General features: G+C 73.5%; 12 protein-coding genes. 3 read left to right on the forward strand and 9 right to left on the reverse strand.

The annotated features are described in order from the left end of the window. Positions 1-120: 120 nt before the first annotated feature. Positions 121-3,399, reverse strand: coding sequence for a DEAD/DEAH box helicase (locus tag AC1QRC_RS01635; RefSeq protein ID WP_484205126.1), 3,279 nt, complete (start codon positions 3,397-3,399; stop codon positions 121-123). An 82-nt stretch (positions 3,400-3,481) separates the two neighbouring features. On the opposite strand from AC1QRC_RS01635, the gene AC1QRC_RS01640 reads away from it, so the two are divergent. Continuing rightward, positions 3,482-4,477 carry a Rossmann-fold NAD(P)-binding domain-containing protein gene (locus AC1QRC_RS01640; protein ID WP_484205127.1) on the forward strand — a complete coding sequence of 332 codons (996 nt, stop codon included), beginning with the start codon at positions 3,482-3,484 and terminating at the stop codon, positions 4,475-4,477. A gap of 131 nt (positions 4,478-4,608) precedes the next feature. On the opposite strand, the gene AC1QRC_RS01645 is transcribed toward AC1QRC_RS01640, so the two are convergent. The 8 genes from AC1QRC_RS01645 to AC1QRC_RS01680 all read right to left on the reverse strand — a co-directional run bounded on the left by AC1QRC_RS01645 (position 4,609) and on the right by AC1QRC_RS01680 (position 14,951). Continuing rightward, the gene (locus AC1QRC_RS01645; protein WP_484205128.1) at positions 4,609-5,226 is read right to left on the reverse strand and encodes a hypothetical protein; all 618 of its coding nucleotides are present in this window, start codon (positions 5,224-5,226) and stop codon (positions 4,609-4,611) included. Positions 5,227-5,245: 19 nt separating this feature from the next. After that, a complete protein-coding gene (locus AC1QRC_RS01650) occupies positions 5,246-6,415 on the reverse strand; it encodes a phosphotransferase (protein WP_484205129.1) in 1,170 nt (389 codons plus the stop codon). Next, entirely contained in the window at positions 6,412-7,704 is a 1,293-nt protein-coding gene (locus AC1QRC_RS01655) for a phosphotransferase family protein (RefSeq protein WP_484205130.1), read from the reverse strand. The genes AC1QRC_RS01650 and AC1QRC_RS01655 overlap by 4 nt, the downstream gene beginning before the upstream one ends. After that, positions 7,701-9,518, reverse strand: a complete 1,818-nt coding sequence (locus AC1QRC_RS01660) for an ABC transporter ATP-binding protein (protein WP_484205131.1) — start codon at positions 9,516-9,518, stop codon at positions 7,701-7,703. Before AC1QRC_RS01660 ends, AC1QRC_RS01655 begins: the two co-directional genes overlap by 4 nt. Continuing rightward, the gene (locus tag AC1QRC_RS01665; RefSeq protein WP_484205132.1) at positions 9,515-10,738 is read right to left on the reverse strand and encodes a glycosyltransferase family 4 protein; all 1,224 of its coding nucleotides are present in this window, start codon (positions 10,736-10,738) and stop codon (positions 9,515-9,517) included. Before AC1QRC_RS01665 ends, AC1QRC_RS01660 begins: the two co-directional genes overlap by 4 nt. Positions 10,739-10,751: 13 nt before the next feature. Beyond that, a complete protein-coding gene (locus AC1QRC_RS01670; RefSeq protein WP_484205133.1) occupies positions 10,752-12,002 on the reverse strand; it encodes a glycosyltransferase family 4 protein in 1,251 nt (416 codons plus the stop codon). Beyond that, positions 11,989-13,191, reverse strand: coding sequence for a glycosyltransferase family protein (locus AC1QRC_RS01675; RefSeq protein ID WP_484205134.1), 1,203 nt, complete (start codon positions 13,189-13,191; stop codon positions 11,989-11,991). Before AC1QRC_RS01675 ends, AC1QRC_RS01670 begins: the two co-directional genes overlap by 14 nt. Before the next feature lie 248 nt (positions 13,192-13,439). Beyond that, entirely contained in the window at positions 13,440-14,951 is a 1,512-nt protein-coding gene (locus tag AC1QRC_RS01680) for an aldehyde dehydrogenase family protein (protein WP_484205135.1), read from the reverse strand. A 21-nt stretch (positions 14,952-14,972) separates the two neighbouring features. Here AC1QRC_RS01680 and AC1QRC_RS01685 point away from each other — a divergent pair, with 21 nt between their 5' ends. Then, positions 14,973-16,487 carry a sensor histidine kinase gene (locus AC1QRC_RS01685; protein ID WP_484205136.1) on the forward strand — a complete coding sequence of 505 codons (1,515 nt, stop codon included), beginning with the start codon at positions 14,973-14,975 and terminating at the stop codon, positions 16,485-16,487. After that, a complete protein-coding gene (locus AC1QRC_RS01690; protein WP_484205137.1) occupies positions 16,472-17,137 on the forward strand; it encodes a response regulator transcription factor in 666 nt (221 codons plus the stop codon). The genes AC1QRC_RS01685 and AC1QRC_RS01690 overlap by 16 nt, the downstream gene beginning before the upstream one ends. The last annotated feature ends 25 nt before the right edge of the window (positions 17,138-17,162 follow it).

The following is a 17,162-nucleotide window of genomic DNA, read 5'->3' on the forward strand; positions in this document are numbered from 1 at the left end:
CAGGTGACCGGCCAGGTGACCTGCCAGACGAGGGCTACGGCACCCGCTTCTGCAGGTCACCCCGGACTCCCGTCAGCCGGCGCCCTCGCCCCGCCAGCAGTCCGGTCGCGAGGACCCAGGTCAGTCGTCGGCGAGCAGCGCCCGGATGTCATCGGGGGTGATCGCACCCGACGGCTCGCCGCCGCCGTCCACGACCCTGTCGAACAGGTCCCGCTTGCGCTCCTGCAGGGCCAGCACCCGGTCCTCGATGGTGTCGACCGAGACCATCCGGTAGACGAACACCGGCTTGTCCTGGCCGATCCGGTGGGCCCGGTCGATCGCCTGGTTCTCCACGGCAGGGTTCCACCAGGGGTCGAGGACGAACACGTAATCGGCCTCGGTGAGGGTCAGCCCGACGCCACCGGCCTTGAGGCTGATCAGGAACGCCGGTGCTGACCCGGTGCGGAACTCCTTGACGACCCGGGCCCGGTCCCGGGTCGAGCCGTCTAGGTAGCAGGTCTCGATCCCCTCGGCGGTGAGCCGGTCGCGCACGATGCCGAGGAACCGGGTGAACTGGCTGAACACCAGGGCCCGGTGACCCTCCTGGGCGAGCTCGGTGAGGTGCTCCACGAGGGTCTCGACCTTGGCCGAGTCCACGCCGGCGAACTCCTCGTCGACCAGCCCCGCGTGCAGCGCCAGCTGCCGCAGCCGGGTCAGCGCCGCGAGGATCGCGACCCGGTTGCCGTCCGGGTCCTCCAACAGGCCGAGGACCCGTTGGCGCTCCCGCTGCAGGTGGGTCTGGTAGATCCGCCGGTGCCGGGGTGAGAGCACCACGTCGAGCAGTTGCACCTGCTTCGGCGGCAGGTCGGTGGCGACCTCCTCCTTGGTGCGCCGCAGCATCAGCGGCCGCACCCGCGTGCGCAGCCGGTCCAGCAGGTCGGGGCGTCCGCCTGCCTCGATGGGGCGGCGGTAGTGCTCGGTGAACCGGGCCGGGTCGGGGTAGAGCCCGGGCGCGGTCAGCGCCAGCAGGGACCAGAGATCCATCAGGTTGTTCTCGATCGGGGTGCCGGTGATCGCCAGGGTCAGGCCGCGGTCCAGGCGCAGCAGGGCACGGTGCGTCTTGGAGCGGAAGTTCTTCACCGTCTGCGCCTCGTCCAGCACGAGTGCCGACCACCGGATGGAGCGGAACGCCTCGGCGTCCAGGCGCGCGACGGCATACGAGGTCACGACCACGGCGGCACCGTCCACGGCGTCGGCGAGGGGGGTGCCCCGGGTGCGGCTGGTCTGCTCGATCGCGACCACCGGCAGGTCGGGGACGAACTGCGCGGCCTGACTCGTCCAGGCCCCGATGACGCTGGTGGGTGCCACGACCAGGACGGGGCCCTCGAGGTCGTCCTGCTCGCGGGCGCGCTCGATCATGGTGAGCGTCTGCAGCGTCTTGCCCAGGCCCATGTCGTCGGCCAGGATCCCCCCGAGCCGGCAGCGCCACAGGGTGGACAGCCAGGCGTACCCGTCCAGTTGGTAGGGACGCAGCGTGGCCCGGACCGACTCGGGCACGGGCGGCGTCTCCAGCGCGGACAGGTGGTCCAGCGCGGCGACCGCCTCCTTCCAGCGTTCGGACTGATCCATCACCAGACCGAGGGACTGCAGCTCCTCCCAGAGCGAGAGGTGGTAGCGGCTCAGCCGGAGACCGGACGCCTCGGGGTCCACCAGCTGGCGCGCCTCCTCGATCCAGTCCCGCAGGTCGTCCAGCTCGGGGACGTCGAGGTCGAACCACGTGCCGGAGTCCAGCACCATCTGGTCCTCCTCCCCCACGAGCGCCTGGAACACGTCTTGGAACGGCACTTCCTCGTCCTCCACCCGGATGCTCACCTGGAGGTCGAACCAGTCGTTGTCGATGCCGTCACCGACCTCGATCTCGATGACCGGCGGCTCCTGCGCCTCGGTGAAGTCCGGCACGTCGTCGGCGACCTCGACGCAGATCCGGTCGTGGTCCTGGAGGCGGTGCAGCGTCTCGTCCATGAAGTCGACCGCAGCCCGCCGGGTCAGCACCGTGGACTCCGCCAGCAGCACGTGGGAGCCCGGCGGGACCAGCGCCCGCGACCCGGGGATGTCGTCCAGCACCGCGAGCGCGCGCACCAGGTCGGCCTCGGCCGCCAGGTCGCGCACCGCGGCCACGCTGCTGGCCCCCACCGGCACGTCGACGGCCGTCTCCCCGGCGCCGTAGCGGAACCCGAAGCGCACCCGCACCGAGGTGTGACCGGCCCGCTCGACCCGGACCAGCAGCTGCGGCGGGGCGGAGTCCGGCAACGATACGGACCCGTCTGTGGAGACCACCTGGGTGCGGCGCCGCAGCACGGGCAGGTAGTCACCCAGGAAGGTGGCGACGTCGTCGGCCGGGATGGTCACCTCGCCGCTGGACACGAGGTCGCCCACGGCCCGGTCGATCACGGTGTCGAAGGCCACCAGGTGCAGCACGTCGTCCTCGTCCCACCGCGCCAGGCCGTGGGGCGGCCGCCCGATGAGTGCCTGGCGGACGCCCTGCCCGGTCTGCGGCTCGGGGGTGATCCGGGCCCGCACCCGCAGGGCCCCGTCCTCGGACCGGGCGAGGTCGACCTGGACGGCGCTGGGCTGCTCCTCCAGCACGACGCTGCCCTCGTCACCGGGCTCGGCGAACAGGGGCATCCCTGCCGCCACGGCCCGGCGCAGCGCGTGCCACAGGTCGGGGCCCAGCTCGTCCAGGTGCACCGCCTGGTCGCCCAGCCCGGCGTAGGCCCCGGGGGTGCGCCGCTGCAGCCGCAGGATCTCCTCGCACACCTCGCGGTGGCCGGGTCTGGGCTGGAGCGCCCCGTGGGGCCCCACCAGCCCGGTGACGTCGCCCCACGCGGTGCGTCGGTGCCACCCGGTGCGGCCGTGCTTGCTGGGCCGCAGCCGCAGCCGGATCCCGGGGCCGCCGTCCCAGACGGCCGCCGGGTCGGGGACCTGCTCCACGACCAGCCCGACGTCGAAGGGCTCCGGACGGGGACCCCGTGCCACGTCCTCGCGCACGCCGCGCAGCACGTGCCGCCAGTCGGGGGCGGCCGCGGCCGCCTCGCCGGTGTCGCGCAGCTGCTGCCGGACGGCGACCAGCAGCGCCGCCGCATGCTTGCAGGAGACCGCGACGGGGCAGGTGCACCGGCTGCTCCACGGCGCTCCGCGAGGCCGCTCCGACCGGGTAACGATGGAGGTGTAGGGCGTGGGCCGGGTGCCGGCCACCTCACCCACCAGCACGCGGCCCCGGTCCGCGACGGTCACGTCTCGCACCAGGGACTGCCGGGCGTAGTCCTGCCCGCGCTGCAGGGTCGGCGCGTCGAAGACCGCGACCAGTTGGTCGTCCCCGAGGTCGCCCACCCACTCGGCACCGCGCAACTGGAATCCCATAGGCCGACGGTAACGGCCGTTCACGACAGTGCGTCCGCGTTATCCACCGGCGCCGGGCGCGACCGGCCACTACCGTGACAGGATGCGGATCCTCGTGCTCGGTGGCAGCGTGTTCCTCTCCCGGGAGGTGGCGGCGCAGGCGGTGGAGCGTGGCCACGAAGTGACCTGCGCCTGCCGCGGCACCGGCGGCACCATCCCGGACGGTGCGCGGCACGTGCCGCTGGACCGGGCCGCAGACACCGACACCCGCTCGGGACCCTGGGCCGGGCTGGCCCGGGGCGCCTGGGATCTGGTGGTCGACGTGGCTCGCACCCCCTCCTGGGTGGCCACGGCGACGGAGGCCCTCGGCGGTGGCCCGCACTGGGTGTTCGTGTCCACGATCAGCGCGTATGCCGAGCCGCTCGCCCCCGGCGGTGGGCCGGATGACTCGCCCCTGCTGGCGCCCGCGGAGGAGGACCTGCCGGATGACGACCCGACGGCATACGGGCGCAACAAGGTGGCCTGCGAGGACCTGGTGCGCGCGTCGGCCGACCGGTGGTGGGTGGTGCGCCCCGGCCTGATCGTGGGCCCCGGCGACCCCAGCGGACGGTTCACCTACTGGCCGGTGCGGCTGCACCGGGGAGGCACGGTCCTGGCCCCGCTGCCCCGGGAGGCGCCCGTGCAGGTCATCGACGTGCGCGACCTGGCGGGCTGGATCGTCCGGGGCGCCGAGCAGGGGCTGACCGGGACCTTCGACGCGACCTCCGCGGCGGTGTCGCTGGACACCGCCCTGGCCGCGGTGGCCTCCGGCGTCGACTCCCGGGCCGACCTCCGGTGGACGGACCCAGCGGCACTGACCGCGCGAGACGTGCGGCCCTGGGCGGGGCCCCGCTCGCTGCCGTTGTGGCTGCCGGTGCCCGAGCTGGCGGGGATGTTGGACCGGGACGTGTCGGCATCCCTGGCCGCCGGCCTGGTGTGCCGCCCGCTGGCGGACACCGCGCGCGACACCCTGGCCTGGACACAGCAGACCCCCGACGCGAACGTCGGGGGTCTGCTGGCCGAGGAGGAGCGCCAGGTGCTCGACTCTCTCGGCCGATGAACCCACCAGTCAGGGGCCTGGTGGTTCACTGAGCCGTCCGGTCGGGGAGTCCGCGGCGACGGAACGGGGGCGGTGCCGCCGGGGTGGGCACGGCCGGCTCAGGGCTGGTGGCCGCTCAGCGCGGGGTTCGCTCAGTCGTCGTCATCATCATCGTCATCATCGTCGTCGTCATCCCAGTCGTCGTCATCGTCGTCGTCCCAGTCGTCGTCATCGTCGTCGTCCCAGTCATCGTCGTCATCGTCGTCGTACCAACCCCCGTTGCCGGGTGAGACCGGCGGCGGGGAGACGGCCCGGGGCGGGTTGTTGGCGGCGGCCTCTTCCTCCCTCTTCTTGGCGGCGGCCTCCTCCTCGGCCTTCTTGGCAGCGGCTTCCTCCTCCGCCTTCTTCGCGGCGGCCTCCTCGGCGGCCTTTTCCTCCGCCTTCTTGTCGGCGGCCTTCTTCTCCTCGAGGGCGGCGACGACCTCGGGGTGGTCGGCGCTCATGCCGGCGATGAAGGCCATGGCCTGCTCCACCATGGCGGCCTCGCGCAGCGAGGCACGCTCCTCGCGGGCCTCCAGGGCCTCGCCGCTGGAGGCACCGCCGGCGCCGGGCTCGGCGGCGACGGGTGCGGAAACGTCGCCGGGGCTGGCCTCCGAAGAGACCACGACGCCGGGGCGGCTCAGGTCGTCCTGGGAGGTGGCGTCCCGCCACAGGAGGACACTGCCGGCCCCGACCAGGATCAGGGCGAGTGCAGAGGCAACCAACTTCATGTGTCCCACTCTCTCCCGCTCAGGTTGTAGACCGATGAGACAAAGATGAGAGATCTCTCATCTTGGCGCCCGCCCAGGCCAGGGCGAGGTCCCGGTGGCGGGGTCGGAAGGCATAGAGGCAGGCCAGCCGCAGCCGCGTGGCCTCGGCATACACCGCCAGACGGTCGTGGTCGACGCCGAGGGCGCCCACCACGCGCGTCACGGCCGACTCGGCGACGGCCGCGTGGTCGGCCGACCAGAGGCCCTGGTCCTGCCGCAGCCGGACGTGCACCAGCAGGTTCGCCAGGTCCAGAGCCGGCTCGGCGAGCGCGGCGGTGTCGAAGTCGAGCAACCCCAGGGTCCGGCCGTCGGCGAGGACCTGCTTGTCGTGCAGGTCGCGGTGGCTGACCACCAACGGCTGCGGCGTCCCGGTCGTGAGGGCGGTGGTGACCTCGTCGACGCGCTCCTCGAACGCTGCGGCGAGTTCGGCCGGCAGTGCGGCGAATCGGTCCACCCGCGAGGTCCACCGTCGCAGGTTGACGACTTCCTCGTATGCCGTGTGCTCGGGCAGACCGGCACGGTCACCGGCGACCAGGGACGGCCAGCGTCGGGCCCACCCCGCCCACCAGTCCCGCCAGATGGCCAGATCGGTGACCGCTCCCAGCTCGTGCAGGCTGGCTCCGGGCAGCACGGTGAACTCGGCGTGGTCGTCCCCGGCCCCGAGGACCTCGGGCGCGACGAATCCTGCCGCGCCCGCCAGGGCGTGCCCCCGAGCGGCCAGCTCGGCGACGCCCCGGCCACGACCCGGGCGCACCACCTTGACGAACCGGTCGGGGTGCCGGACCACGGCCCGCTTGCCGAAGCGGTGCACGACGACCGTGCCCCCCTCGCTCGCGGCGCGCAGCCCGGGGAGCTTGCGGTCGACCCCGGGTCGGGTGAGCTCGGCCCTGGTCACCGACCAGCCGAGGTCCTCGTGGGGGCGCAGGTGCAGCCGGGCAGCCCGGACCCTGCCGAGGGTGTCGGGGCCCTCGACGATGAGCGGGTGCTCCCCGTCGGTGGAGCGCCGGTCGAGCGGCCAGGCCCGGGCCACCGTGAGGAAGTCCTCGCCGCACCGCACGGCCGCCGGGACGGGGCCCCGCAGCATGGCCACGTCGGTGTCCCGGCCGGCAGCCCCGGCGTCCCGGCCGAGGGCCTCGGGTGTCCCGGTCATCGGTCCAGCACCCCCTCCACCTGGTCCAGTCGGTGGTGCACACCCGGGAGCCAGTCGGGGTCGGCGTCACGGAACGGCTCGAGGACCCGCGCCAGCAGGGCCCGGGCGGTCCAGGCCCGCAGCACCGGGGAGTCCGGCAGGGCGCCCCCGGCGCCGCGGTAGCCCGCGACCAGCGACGCCGTGAGCGGCAGCTCCTGCACCGGCACCAGGCCGGCAGCCTCCAGGAACTCCACCGCCGCGAAGCTGCCCAGGTCGGCGGCGAGCGGACCTACCCCAGCACGATCGAGGTCGATCAGGCGCACGCCGGACTCCTCCGGCCCGCCGACCAGCACCTGGTCGGCGGAGAAGTCCCCGTGCACGGGTCCGGTCGGGTGGTCGGTGCGCTTGAGTTGGTCCGCCACCCACTCGGCCAAGACCCCCATCCGCTGCCCGGCATCCGGGTCCAGCAGGGTCAGGTCGGCGACCAGGGGGCCCAGGGCCGCACGGGTGTCAGCTGCCGTGCCGGCCTCTGCCCCCAGGGCAGCCTGGGTGCCCTCCGTCAGACCGCTCGCGCGGTGCAGTGTCGCGAGGGCCACGCCGGCCTCCGCGGCCGCGTCGCGCTGCGTGGACGGGTGGCAGCCTGGCGCACCCAGGTGCCCGATGCCATACCAGGGCCACACGCTCACCCGCCGGGTCCGTGGCGCCAGGCCGGTCCCGGCCGGTTCCACGATGGGGACGCCGGCCGCGGCGACGGCGGCCAGGGTCCGGGCCAGGTCGTACTGCTTGTCTGCGGTCACCCGGACCACCGTCGGTGGCTGACCGGGGGTGTCCCGGCGCAGCACCAGCCGCCGCTGCGGGTTGTAGCGCAGCACCGTGAGGCGGCCGCCGGCCACCGCCTGCCGCACGGAGGGGTATGCCGTGCGCACGGCATCGAGGCCGCGCTGCAGCCGGGGGTCGGTGTCCAGGTCGCCGTGGGCCAGGTGCAGTTCGCCGGCGGTGTCGGGGACCCGGGCGACGTGGATGTGCTGGCCCCGGTCGGCGGACCGGCGCAGGGCGTTGCGCAGCTTGTCCAGGTGCTCCGGCCGGGTGGCCTGCACCCAGCCCGGCGCCTCCGGGTGCGGGGACCCGACCTGCGGGCCGGCCGGGAGCAGGGCCCCCACCGTGGACAGTCCCGACTTGTGCCGCAACCGGGCGGCGCGGACCTGCGATCCGACCAGGGAGGAGAGCCGGGCGGCGTCGATGAGCAGGTCGGCGGTCTCGCGGCCGGTGGCGGCGGTCGCCACGGGCGGCGTGGTCGGGGCGGCGCTCATGTCCGCACCGCCTCACGGTCGCGCACCGGGCTGGCGCCGGCCTCGCTGAACGCCGCACCGGAGGGCAGCTCGCCGTCGGCGGGCCCGTCCCAGCGGACCCGGCCCTGCTCGATCCACACGATCCGGTCGCAGGCCCGGGCCGTCTCCTCGTCGTGCGTCACCACGATCGTGGTGCGTCCGCGGGTGAGGTCCTCGATTGCGTCCCGGACGGCCGAGGCGTTCTCGGCGTCCAGGCCGGAGGTGGCCTCGTCGAGGATGACCACGGCCGCGTCGCGCAGCAGCGCCCGGGCGATGGCGATCCGCTGGCGCTGGCCGCCGGAGAGGGTGGAGCCCCGCTCGCCGACCTCGGTGTCGTAGCCGTCCGGCAGACGCTGGATGAACTCGTCCGCGCGGGCCATCCGGGCGGCCCACTGCACCTGGTCGTCGGTGGCCTCGAGCCAGCCGTACCGGATGTTGTCGGCGATGGTGCCGGTGAACAGCACCGACTCCTGCAGCACCACGGCGACCTGGGAGCGCAGCTCGGACAGGTCCAGCCGGCGGACGTCGATCCCGTCGATCCGTACGGCCCCCTGGGAGACGTCCATCATCCGCAGCAGCAGGGAGGTGATCGTCGACTTGCCGGCGCCCGAGGGGCCGACGAGGGCAACCCGCTGGCCGGGCGGGATGTGCAGGTCGATGCTGCGCAGCACCGGGACCCCGTCGCCGTAGTCGGCGTGCACGTGGTCCAGGTCGACGGCCCCACGCACCTGCTGCAGCCGCCAGGGCTCACCGGGGGAGGTGATCTCGGGACGCTCGTCGAGCAGGTCGGCGACCCGCTCGCCGGAGGCGGCGGCGCGGGCGATCCGGCCGGTGTACTTGGCCAGGTCGCGCAGCGGCTTCATCGCGGTCTTGAGGTAGGTCAGGAAGATCACCAGGTCGCCCGGGGTCATCGCACCGTTCATCACGCGGGAGCCACCCAGCAGCAGCACGGCCGCGGTGGCGACCCCGACGAGCACGTCGGTGCGGCGCTCCAGGGCCGCGGCGAGCCGCCGAGCCTGGACACCGTCCTTCAGGGACCGGTTGTTGCGACCGCTGAACTGCTTCTCCAGGGCGGGCTCCAGCCCGTAGGCCTGCACGACGGTGATGCCGCCGAGGGTCTCCTGGGCGATGTTGGCCAGGTCGCCCTCGCTCTTGCGCGTCTTGCGCGAGGCGCTGGTGATCTTGCGGGTGCTGGTGCGCGACATCAGGGCGAAGGTCAGTCCGGCCAGCACCACCACCAGGGCCAGCATCGGGTCCAGCCACAGCATGACCCCGAGCATGGCGAACAGCGTGAACACGTTGACGACCAGCGGCATCCCGGCGCTGACCGCCACCTCCTGGAGGCGGCCGACGTCGCCGATCATGCGCTGCACCAGGTCACCGGAGCGGGCCGTGGAGTGGTACCGCTTGGAGAGCCGGTTGACGTGGCCGAAGACCCGCTGGCGGATCTGGATCGCGATCCGGGAGCCCCCGAGGGCGAACGCGACGGTGGCCAGGTAGTTGCACAGGGCCCGCATGCCCACGATCGAGATCGTGGCGAGGGCACACGCCAGCAGCAGCTGCACGCTGGCCTGCGGGCCGGGGTCGGCCAGGTCGGCCCCCAGGGACCGGGTGACGGCGTCGACCACGAACTTCACCGGCCAGGGCTCGAGCACCCGGAAGACGACCTCGAGGAGCAGGGCGAACCCGCCGGCAGCCAGCAGCGGAGCCTGCGGGCGCAGGTGCGGCCGGACCAGGCCGAGGGTGCGGCGCATCGCCGACCGGTTCACGGTGAGGGGCTGGGACTTGGTGCTCACGCCGGCACCTCCTGTCCCGCGCGCTCCCGCGGGAGGCTCAGCGGGGCGAGGATGCGGTCCAGCACGGCACCCCAGGAGTGCTCGCGCACCATGAGCTCCCGACCGGCGCGGCCCATGGCGAGCCCGCGGGCCGGGTCGGCCACCAGGTAGTCGACGGCCCTCGCGAGCGCCGCCGGGTCGGAGGGCGGCACCAGCAGCCCGGTGTGGCCGTGCCGCACGACGGCGGGCACCTGCCCGACGCGCGAGGCGACGACCGGCAGGCCGGCCGCGGCGTACTCGTAGACCTTCAGGGGGGAGAAGTACTGGCCGGAGGCCCCGACGTCCTGGGGGTAGGGCGCGACCGCGATCGAGGCACCGCCCAGCGCGGCCGGCACCTCGTGCGGCGCGACGGCACCGCGGAAGTCGACGTCGAGACCGAGCCGCTCCGCCTGCTCCGCCAGCGCCGGCCCCTGCGGACCGTCACCGACGACCCGGACCCGCCAGGGTCGGGCGGCCAGGGCGGCCGCGTCGAGGAGCACCTCCACGCCGTGCCACGGCTTGAGCGTGCCGACGAACAGCACGGTCGGCACCCCGGCTTCGTGAGCCCTCTCCGGGTCCGGCACGATCCGGTCGGTGTTCACCCCGTTGGGGGTGACGACGACGCGCCCGGCCGCCTCGGGACACTGCTCCAGGACCCAGTCCGCGACCGGCTGGGACACGCAGGCGACGACGGCGGCCGCGGCCACCTGGACGCGGAGCGTATGCCGCGCGCCGGCCTCGTCGACCAGGTGCCGGTGGGTGGCCTGCTCCTCGATGAGGGGGGCGTTGACCTCCAGGATCCCGGGGATCCCCAGCTCGGCGGTCACCTGGGCGAGTGCGGTGGAGAACAGGGAGTACCGCTCGTAGACCAGGTCGGCGCCGTCGGCGACGGCGCGGGCGGCGAGCTGACCGGCGGCTGTGGCCTGGTCCTGCTCGCGGGCCGCGGTGCGGGCGAGCGGGTCCAGGTCCTTGCTGCCGCCGTGCACGGGGACGTGGTGGACGGGGACGTCCGCCAGGTCCGGCGGCACCAGGTCACCGGTGCGGACGGCATACAGCCCCACCTCGGCTCCCCGGGCGCGGAAGGCACGCACGATCTCCTGCACGTGCACCGAGGCGCCCTTGCTGCCGAAGACGGGCACACCGGGGTCGCCGCTCAGGTAGGCCACGCGGGCGGGGTGGGTCGACATCACTGGGTTCGTCATGGGTTCTCTCCTCTCAACCGGCCAACAACGCCGGGCGCTGCTGGTGGCCGCCCAGGAGGCGGGACTGGCGGGCGGCATCGAACCGCTCCTCGATGAGGGCCCGGGCGGCGCGCGCCACCTCGACCCGGGGGAAGGCAGGGTCGGCGACCCGGCGCAGTGCAGCAACCAGCGCCGCTTGGTCACCGGCGGGCAACAGCAGGCCCGTGCCGGGGTCGGCGCCCTCGCCGTTGCGGACCGCCTCGGGGATGCCGGTGACGTCGGTGCCGATGACCGGCAGGCCACTGGCCATCGCCTCGAGCAGCACGGTCGGCAGCCCGTCGGCGTTGCCGTCGGCACCCACCACGCAGGGCGCGGCCATCACGTCGGCCCACCCGAGCAGGTCACGGACCTCGGACTGGCTGCGGGGGCCGAGCAGCGAGACCGACGCGGCGACGCCGGCTGCCTCGATCTGTCGCGCCAGCTCCTCGCGCAGCTCACCGTCCCCGGCGATGCGCACGTCCAGCTCGGTGCCCTCCGCGGACAGCTCCGCGGCGGCCCGCACCAACTGGTCGAAGCCCTTCTTCTCGACCAGGCGGCCCACGGCGAGGACCTTCAGCGGCCCCCCGAGGGGAGCCGGATCGGCATACGGGAACCGGGTGAGCTCCAGACCGTTGCGGATCAACACCGTGTGGTCCGCGGCCTCGGGGTAGTGGGTGCGGATGAAGTCCAGGTTGTACTCGCTGATCGCGACCACGTGGTCGGCCTCGCCCAGCACCCGGCGCAGGAGGGCGGGGTCGACGCCCTCGTGGAAGAGGTCCTTGGCATGCGTGGTGACCGAGTAGCCGATGCCGAGCAGGCCCGCCGCCACCCGGGCCACCCGGGCGGCCATCGAGGCGAAGTGGGCGTGCAGGTGGGTGATCCCCTCCTGGTGCGCCCGCATCGCCAGCTCGATGCCCTGCACGGCCTCGGTCGCGTCCACCGCGGTGAGGAACGGCAACTGGGCGGCGAAGCGCTCGTCGAAGTCCGGCAGCACCTCGCGGGCCGCCCCGAGCAGGCCCCACGACTCGGAGAGCTTCACCGGCTTGGGCAGGTGGTGCACCGGTGCCTGCACCCGCGCGATCTCGGGGTGGAACCGGGCGTCCGTGGTGGGGCGCAGGGCGAAGATCGCCAGGTCCTCCCCGGCGGCCTCGCGGGCCAGGATCTCGGTGACCACAAAGGTCTCGGAGAATCGCGGGTAGACCTTGAGGACGTAGCCCACGCGGGCGGAACGGTCAGCCGGCAGCACCGGAGTACTCCTTCGTTGTGGTGGGGGCGGTGGTCAGGTGGGCCGCCCGTCGGGCGACTCCTGCCAGGCCTCGCAGGTTGATCCCCGTGCGGGGCTGCTGGCGTCGGACCGCCGTGGCGATCCACTCCCCGAGCCGCCCCGGGGTGAGGTCGTCCTGGCGGATGAGGTCGGCGGCGCCGGCGCTGTCCAGCGACCGGGCCCGGATCAGCTGCTCCTGCCGGGGCAGCTCACGGGGCACCAGGAGCGCCGGGGTGCGGGTGCTCATCACCTCGCAGACCGTGTTGTAACCGGCCATGGAGATGACGGCGGAGGCGCCACGGATCGTGGCCAGGCCGTCGGGGACGGAGGCGACCACGCGGGTACGGGGCCCCGCGGACCGCTCGATCTCGCGCCGCGCGGACTCGGCCATCTGCGGGCCGGTCACGACGACGTGGCGGTAGCCGGCGGGCACCGGCGCGGCGGCGGCGGTCCGGCACAGCGCCATCCCGTCGCTCCCCCCGCCGACCATGGTGAGCAGGTAGGGCTGCGGGGTGGGCTCGGCCTCCGGGACCCAGTGCCGTCCGGTGGCCAGGTAGCCGGTGTAACGCACCAGGTCATGCAGCTCCGACGGGACCTCCCCGGTGGCGCACACATCGTGCACCTTCCGGTCGCCGTAGACCCAGATCTCGTCGAAGATCTCGCGGACCTGCGCCAGGTCACCCAGCGCGTCCCACTCCCGCGCGACCGAGGCGGGGTCGTCGAGCACCTCCCGCAGCCCCAGCACGACGGTGGTGTCCGGCTGGTGCTTGCGCAGGTCGGTCAGCGCCCGCCGCAGCTCGCCGTCCACCCCGAAGGCGTGCCGGTCGATGACGACGAGGTCGGGCTGGAAGCCGCGGACCACGGCGCGCAGCATCCGGTCGCGGACGTCGATCAGGTCGGTCATCGGCACCTGCACGTGGCGGGGGCGGTAGCCGCCCCGGCCCTTGCGGACGCCGGGCAGCGAGACCACGTCGAAGCCCTCCGGGGGGTTCAGGTCGGCCCCGTGGCCCACGCCGGTCAGCAGCAGCCCGGTCACGGCGCGGCCGGTGAGCTTGGGCAGATGCCGGGCCAGGCCGTGGGCCAGGGCGAGGTTACGACGGATGTGCCCGAGCCCCACGGAGTCGTGGGAGTAGAGCAGCACCCGGATGGGGTCGGCGGTCGTCCGGGACATCCGGTCACCTCCTGTCGTCTGCGCGGCACCGTGCCTCGGTGCGTTCCACTACTACACACCCGCCGGATGAGCAGGCGGTGAGGCCAGGGTGAGAGCCCTCTCATGAAGGCGGTGGGGTAGATCACACAGCCTGCGGCGGACCGCCAGATGACGCGTCCGGTCCCGGTCAGTACCGCCAGATCAGGCGTCCGGTGGGGGTGTGGGACCGCCAGACCACCCGTCCGGTCGAGGGGGGGTGGGAGGGTGGCCTACTGCCAGGGCTTGCGGCCGTGGAGCAGCCGGACGGCGCGGCGCAGGACCGGGTCGACCTTCTCGCGGCCGAAGGTGGTCAGCTCTACGGGCGGGGTGAAGCGCTGCCGGGCGATGGACTTGGCGTAGCAGAACTCGCGCAGTCCGTCGGCGCCGTGGATCCGGCCGAAGCCGGAGCCGTCGACGCCGCCGAAGGGCAGCGCGGGGATCGCGGCGAAGCCGATCACGTTGTTGACCGCGGTCATCCCGGTGCGCAGCCGGGAGGCCAGCTCCATCCCGCGGCGGCGCGAGTACACCGCCGACCCCAGCCCGTATGCCGTGGCGTTGGCCCGCGCGACGGCCTCGTCCATGTCGGCCACCCGGTCGACGGTCAGGACCGGACCGAAGGTCTCCTCCCGCTGGATCCGGGACTGCTGCGGGGAGTCCACGAGCACCACGGGCTGCACGACCGCGCCGACCCCATCGTCGAAGCGGGCGGGGGTGACGGGGTCCGCGTGCCCGACCACCGCCCTGGCGCCCTCCTCCACCGCACCGGCGACGTGCTCACCGATGATCCGGGTCTGCGCGGGGAGGGTGATCGGCCCCAGGTCTGCGGCGTCGTCGGACCCGGCGCGCAGCTCCGACGCCACCCGGGTGATCTCGGCGACCACCTCGTCGTAGACCGCCGTGTGGGCATAGACCCGTTCGATCCCGATGCAGGTCTGCCCCGCGTTGCTCATCGCCCCCCAGACCGCGGCCCGTGCCGCGGCCGGGACGTCGGCGTCCTCGTCGACCAGCAGCGCGTCCTTGCCACCGGCCTCGATCGTTACCGGGGTGAGGGTCTCGGCGCAGGCCGCCATCACCGTCGTGCCGGTGGCCGTGGAGCCGGTGAACGCGACCTTGTCCACGCCGGCCCGGCACAGGGACGCGCCGGTCTCCCCCGCCCCCGTGACCACCTGCAGCGCGGGGTGGGCGGCGGCGCGGGCAAAGCTCTCGGCGAGCCACACCCCGGTCCCGGGCGTCAGCTCGGACGGTTTGAAGACGACGGTGTTGCCGGCTGCCAGGGCGTAGCCGATCGAACCCAGCGGCGTCAGCACGGGATAGTTCCACGGGCCGATCACCCCGACGACGCCCAGCGGGTGGTACTCGACCGTGGCGGCCAAGTGGGAGGCCAGGAGGGTGGACCGCACCCGGCGCCGGCCCAGCACCTTCGGGGCGTGGCGCGCAGCCCACGCCAGGTGCTCGACCGCGAGCCCGATCTCCAGCATCGCGTCGCCGTGCGGCTTGCCCGTCTCGGCGCGGACCACGTCGGCCAGTTCGGACATCCGGTCGGCGAGGTCGGCCCGCCAGCGGTCCAGGACGGCCCGGCGACCGGAGAACCCCAGCCCGGCCCACCACGGCGCCAGCTCCCTGGCCGAGGCGACGGTCGCCCGCACCTCGGCGTCGGTGCACCGGGGGTGGGTCCCCACGACGTGCCCCGTGAGCGGGCTGGTGATGGTCAGACGGTCCGTCGCGGTCCGGAGTTGTTCCACGGTCCCTATCCTGTCAGGCAGATGGACGAGCCCACCGCACCGCCGCAGACCCGCACCCGACGCCCCTGGTCGGTGCGGGTGCGCGTCGTCGCCCTGATGACCGCGGTGATGGCGATCGGCCTCGTGGTCGCCGGCGCCGTCACCTTCACGGTGAACTTCGCCGAGCTGAACCAGCGGGTGCAGTCCGAGCTGCTGCAGGAGGTGGATGAGCTGCAGCAGATGGCGCTGCAGGGTCCAGCGGAGGACCAGGGCCCGTACCAGGACCTGGAGGAGCTGTTCAACGACTACATGCGCACCTCGGTCCCCGGCGACCACGAGTCGATGATCACGTTCGTGGACGGCCGGGCCTTCCTGGTGCCAGGCGGTGACGAGGGGTTCGACTTCGAGGACCCGAACGCGGTGGCCCTGGTGCAGGTCGCGGCCGACTCCGCCTTCCGCGAGGGTCAGACCGTCGTCACCGACATGGACCTGGAGGGACGCCGCCTGCGGATGGCCGTGGCGGACGTCCGGCTGGCCGACGACCCGCGGCCGGGGATGCTGGCCGTCGTCATCGACATCGGGGTCCAGCAACGGGCGATCTGGAACACGGCGGGCACCTACGCCATCGTCTCCGTGGTCACCCTCCTGCTGACCGGGCTGGCCGGGCACCTGGTCACCGGCCGTCTGCTGCGGCCCCTGACCCAGCTGCGCGCGGCCACCTCGGCCATTAGCCTGGAGGACCTGACGCGGCGCGTCGAGGTCTCCTCCGCCGACAACGACATCGCCCAGCTGGCGCTGACCTTCAACCAGATGCTGGACCGGCTCGAGGCCGGGTTCGCCGAGCAGCGGCAGTTCCTGGACGACGCCGCGCACGAGCTGCGCACGCCCCTCACCATCATCCTGGGCAACCTGGAGCTGATGGACGCCGGGGACGCCACGGACGTCGACCAGACCAAGGAGCTGGTGCTGGACGAGCTGGGCCGGATGAAGCGCCTGGTGGAGGACCTGCTGCTGCTGGCAAAGTCGCAGCGCCCGGACTTCATCCGCCCGCAGACCTTCGACGTCGCCGAGCTCGCCGAGGATCTCAAGGACCGGGTGCACCTGCTCGGCGACCGCCAGTGGGAAGCCTGGGGCGGGGCGACCGGGGTGATCGTCGCCGACCGGCAACGCTTGCAGCAGGCCGTGGTCCAACTGGCCGCCAACGCGGTCAAGTTCACCCAGCCGGAGGACACCATCGAGCTGGGCCTCGACTGGTCGCCCCCGACCGCCGAGGTGCGCGAGAAGGTCGAAGTCGCCGCCGAGCGCTACCTGGTCGTCACCGTCCGGGACACCGGGGTGGGCATCGACCCGGACCAGGCCGAGCGGATCTTCGAACGGTTCGGCCGCGGTGAGGACACCCACGGGGTTGAGGGCGCCGGCCTCGGGCTGCCCATCGTGGTGGCCATCACCCACGCGCACCGCGGGACGGTCACCCTGGACTCCCTGCCCGGCCGCGGGAGCACCTTCCGCCTGTGGATCCCCGACTCTGGGATGCTGGAGCCATGGCCAGCATCCTGATCGCCGAGGACGAAGTGCGGATCGCCCGGTTCATGGAGAAAGGGCTGCGCGCCGCCGGCTTCCAGACCACGGTCGTCTCGGACGGGATGAGCGCCCTGGAGTACGCCTCCAACGGCGAGTACGACCTGGTCGTGCTGGACGTGGGCCTGCCCCGGATGGACGGGTTCACCGTGCTCAAGGTGCTCCGCAGCATGGGCCACGAACTGCCCATCATCATGTGCACCGCCCGGGACGCGGTCGAGGACACCGTCGCCGGGCTCGAGGGTGGGGCGGACGACTACCTGGCCAAGCCGTTCAAGTTCGAGGAACTGCTGGCCAGGGTGCGCACCCGGCTGCGCACCAAGGGGTCGAACGAGGCCACGACGGTGCTCACCCAGGGCGACCTCAGCCTCGACCTGACCACCCGGATCGCGACCGTCGCGGGCCGGGAGGTCGAGCTGTCCGCCCGGGAGTTCGCGATGGCCCGGGAGTTCCTGGAGCACGCCGGCCAGGTGCTCTCCCGGGAACAGCTGCTGTCCCGGGTCTGGGGCTACGACTTCGACGTCTCCTCCAACGTCGTCGACGTCTACGTGCGCTACCTGAGGACCAAGCTCGGGGCCGACCGGCTCACCACGGTGCGCGGGGTCGGCTACCGCCTCAACACCCAGTGACGCAGCCCCCGCACGGGCAGCCAGC

The sequence above is a fragment of the Ornithinicoccus sp. genome (genome assembly GCF_057176825.1).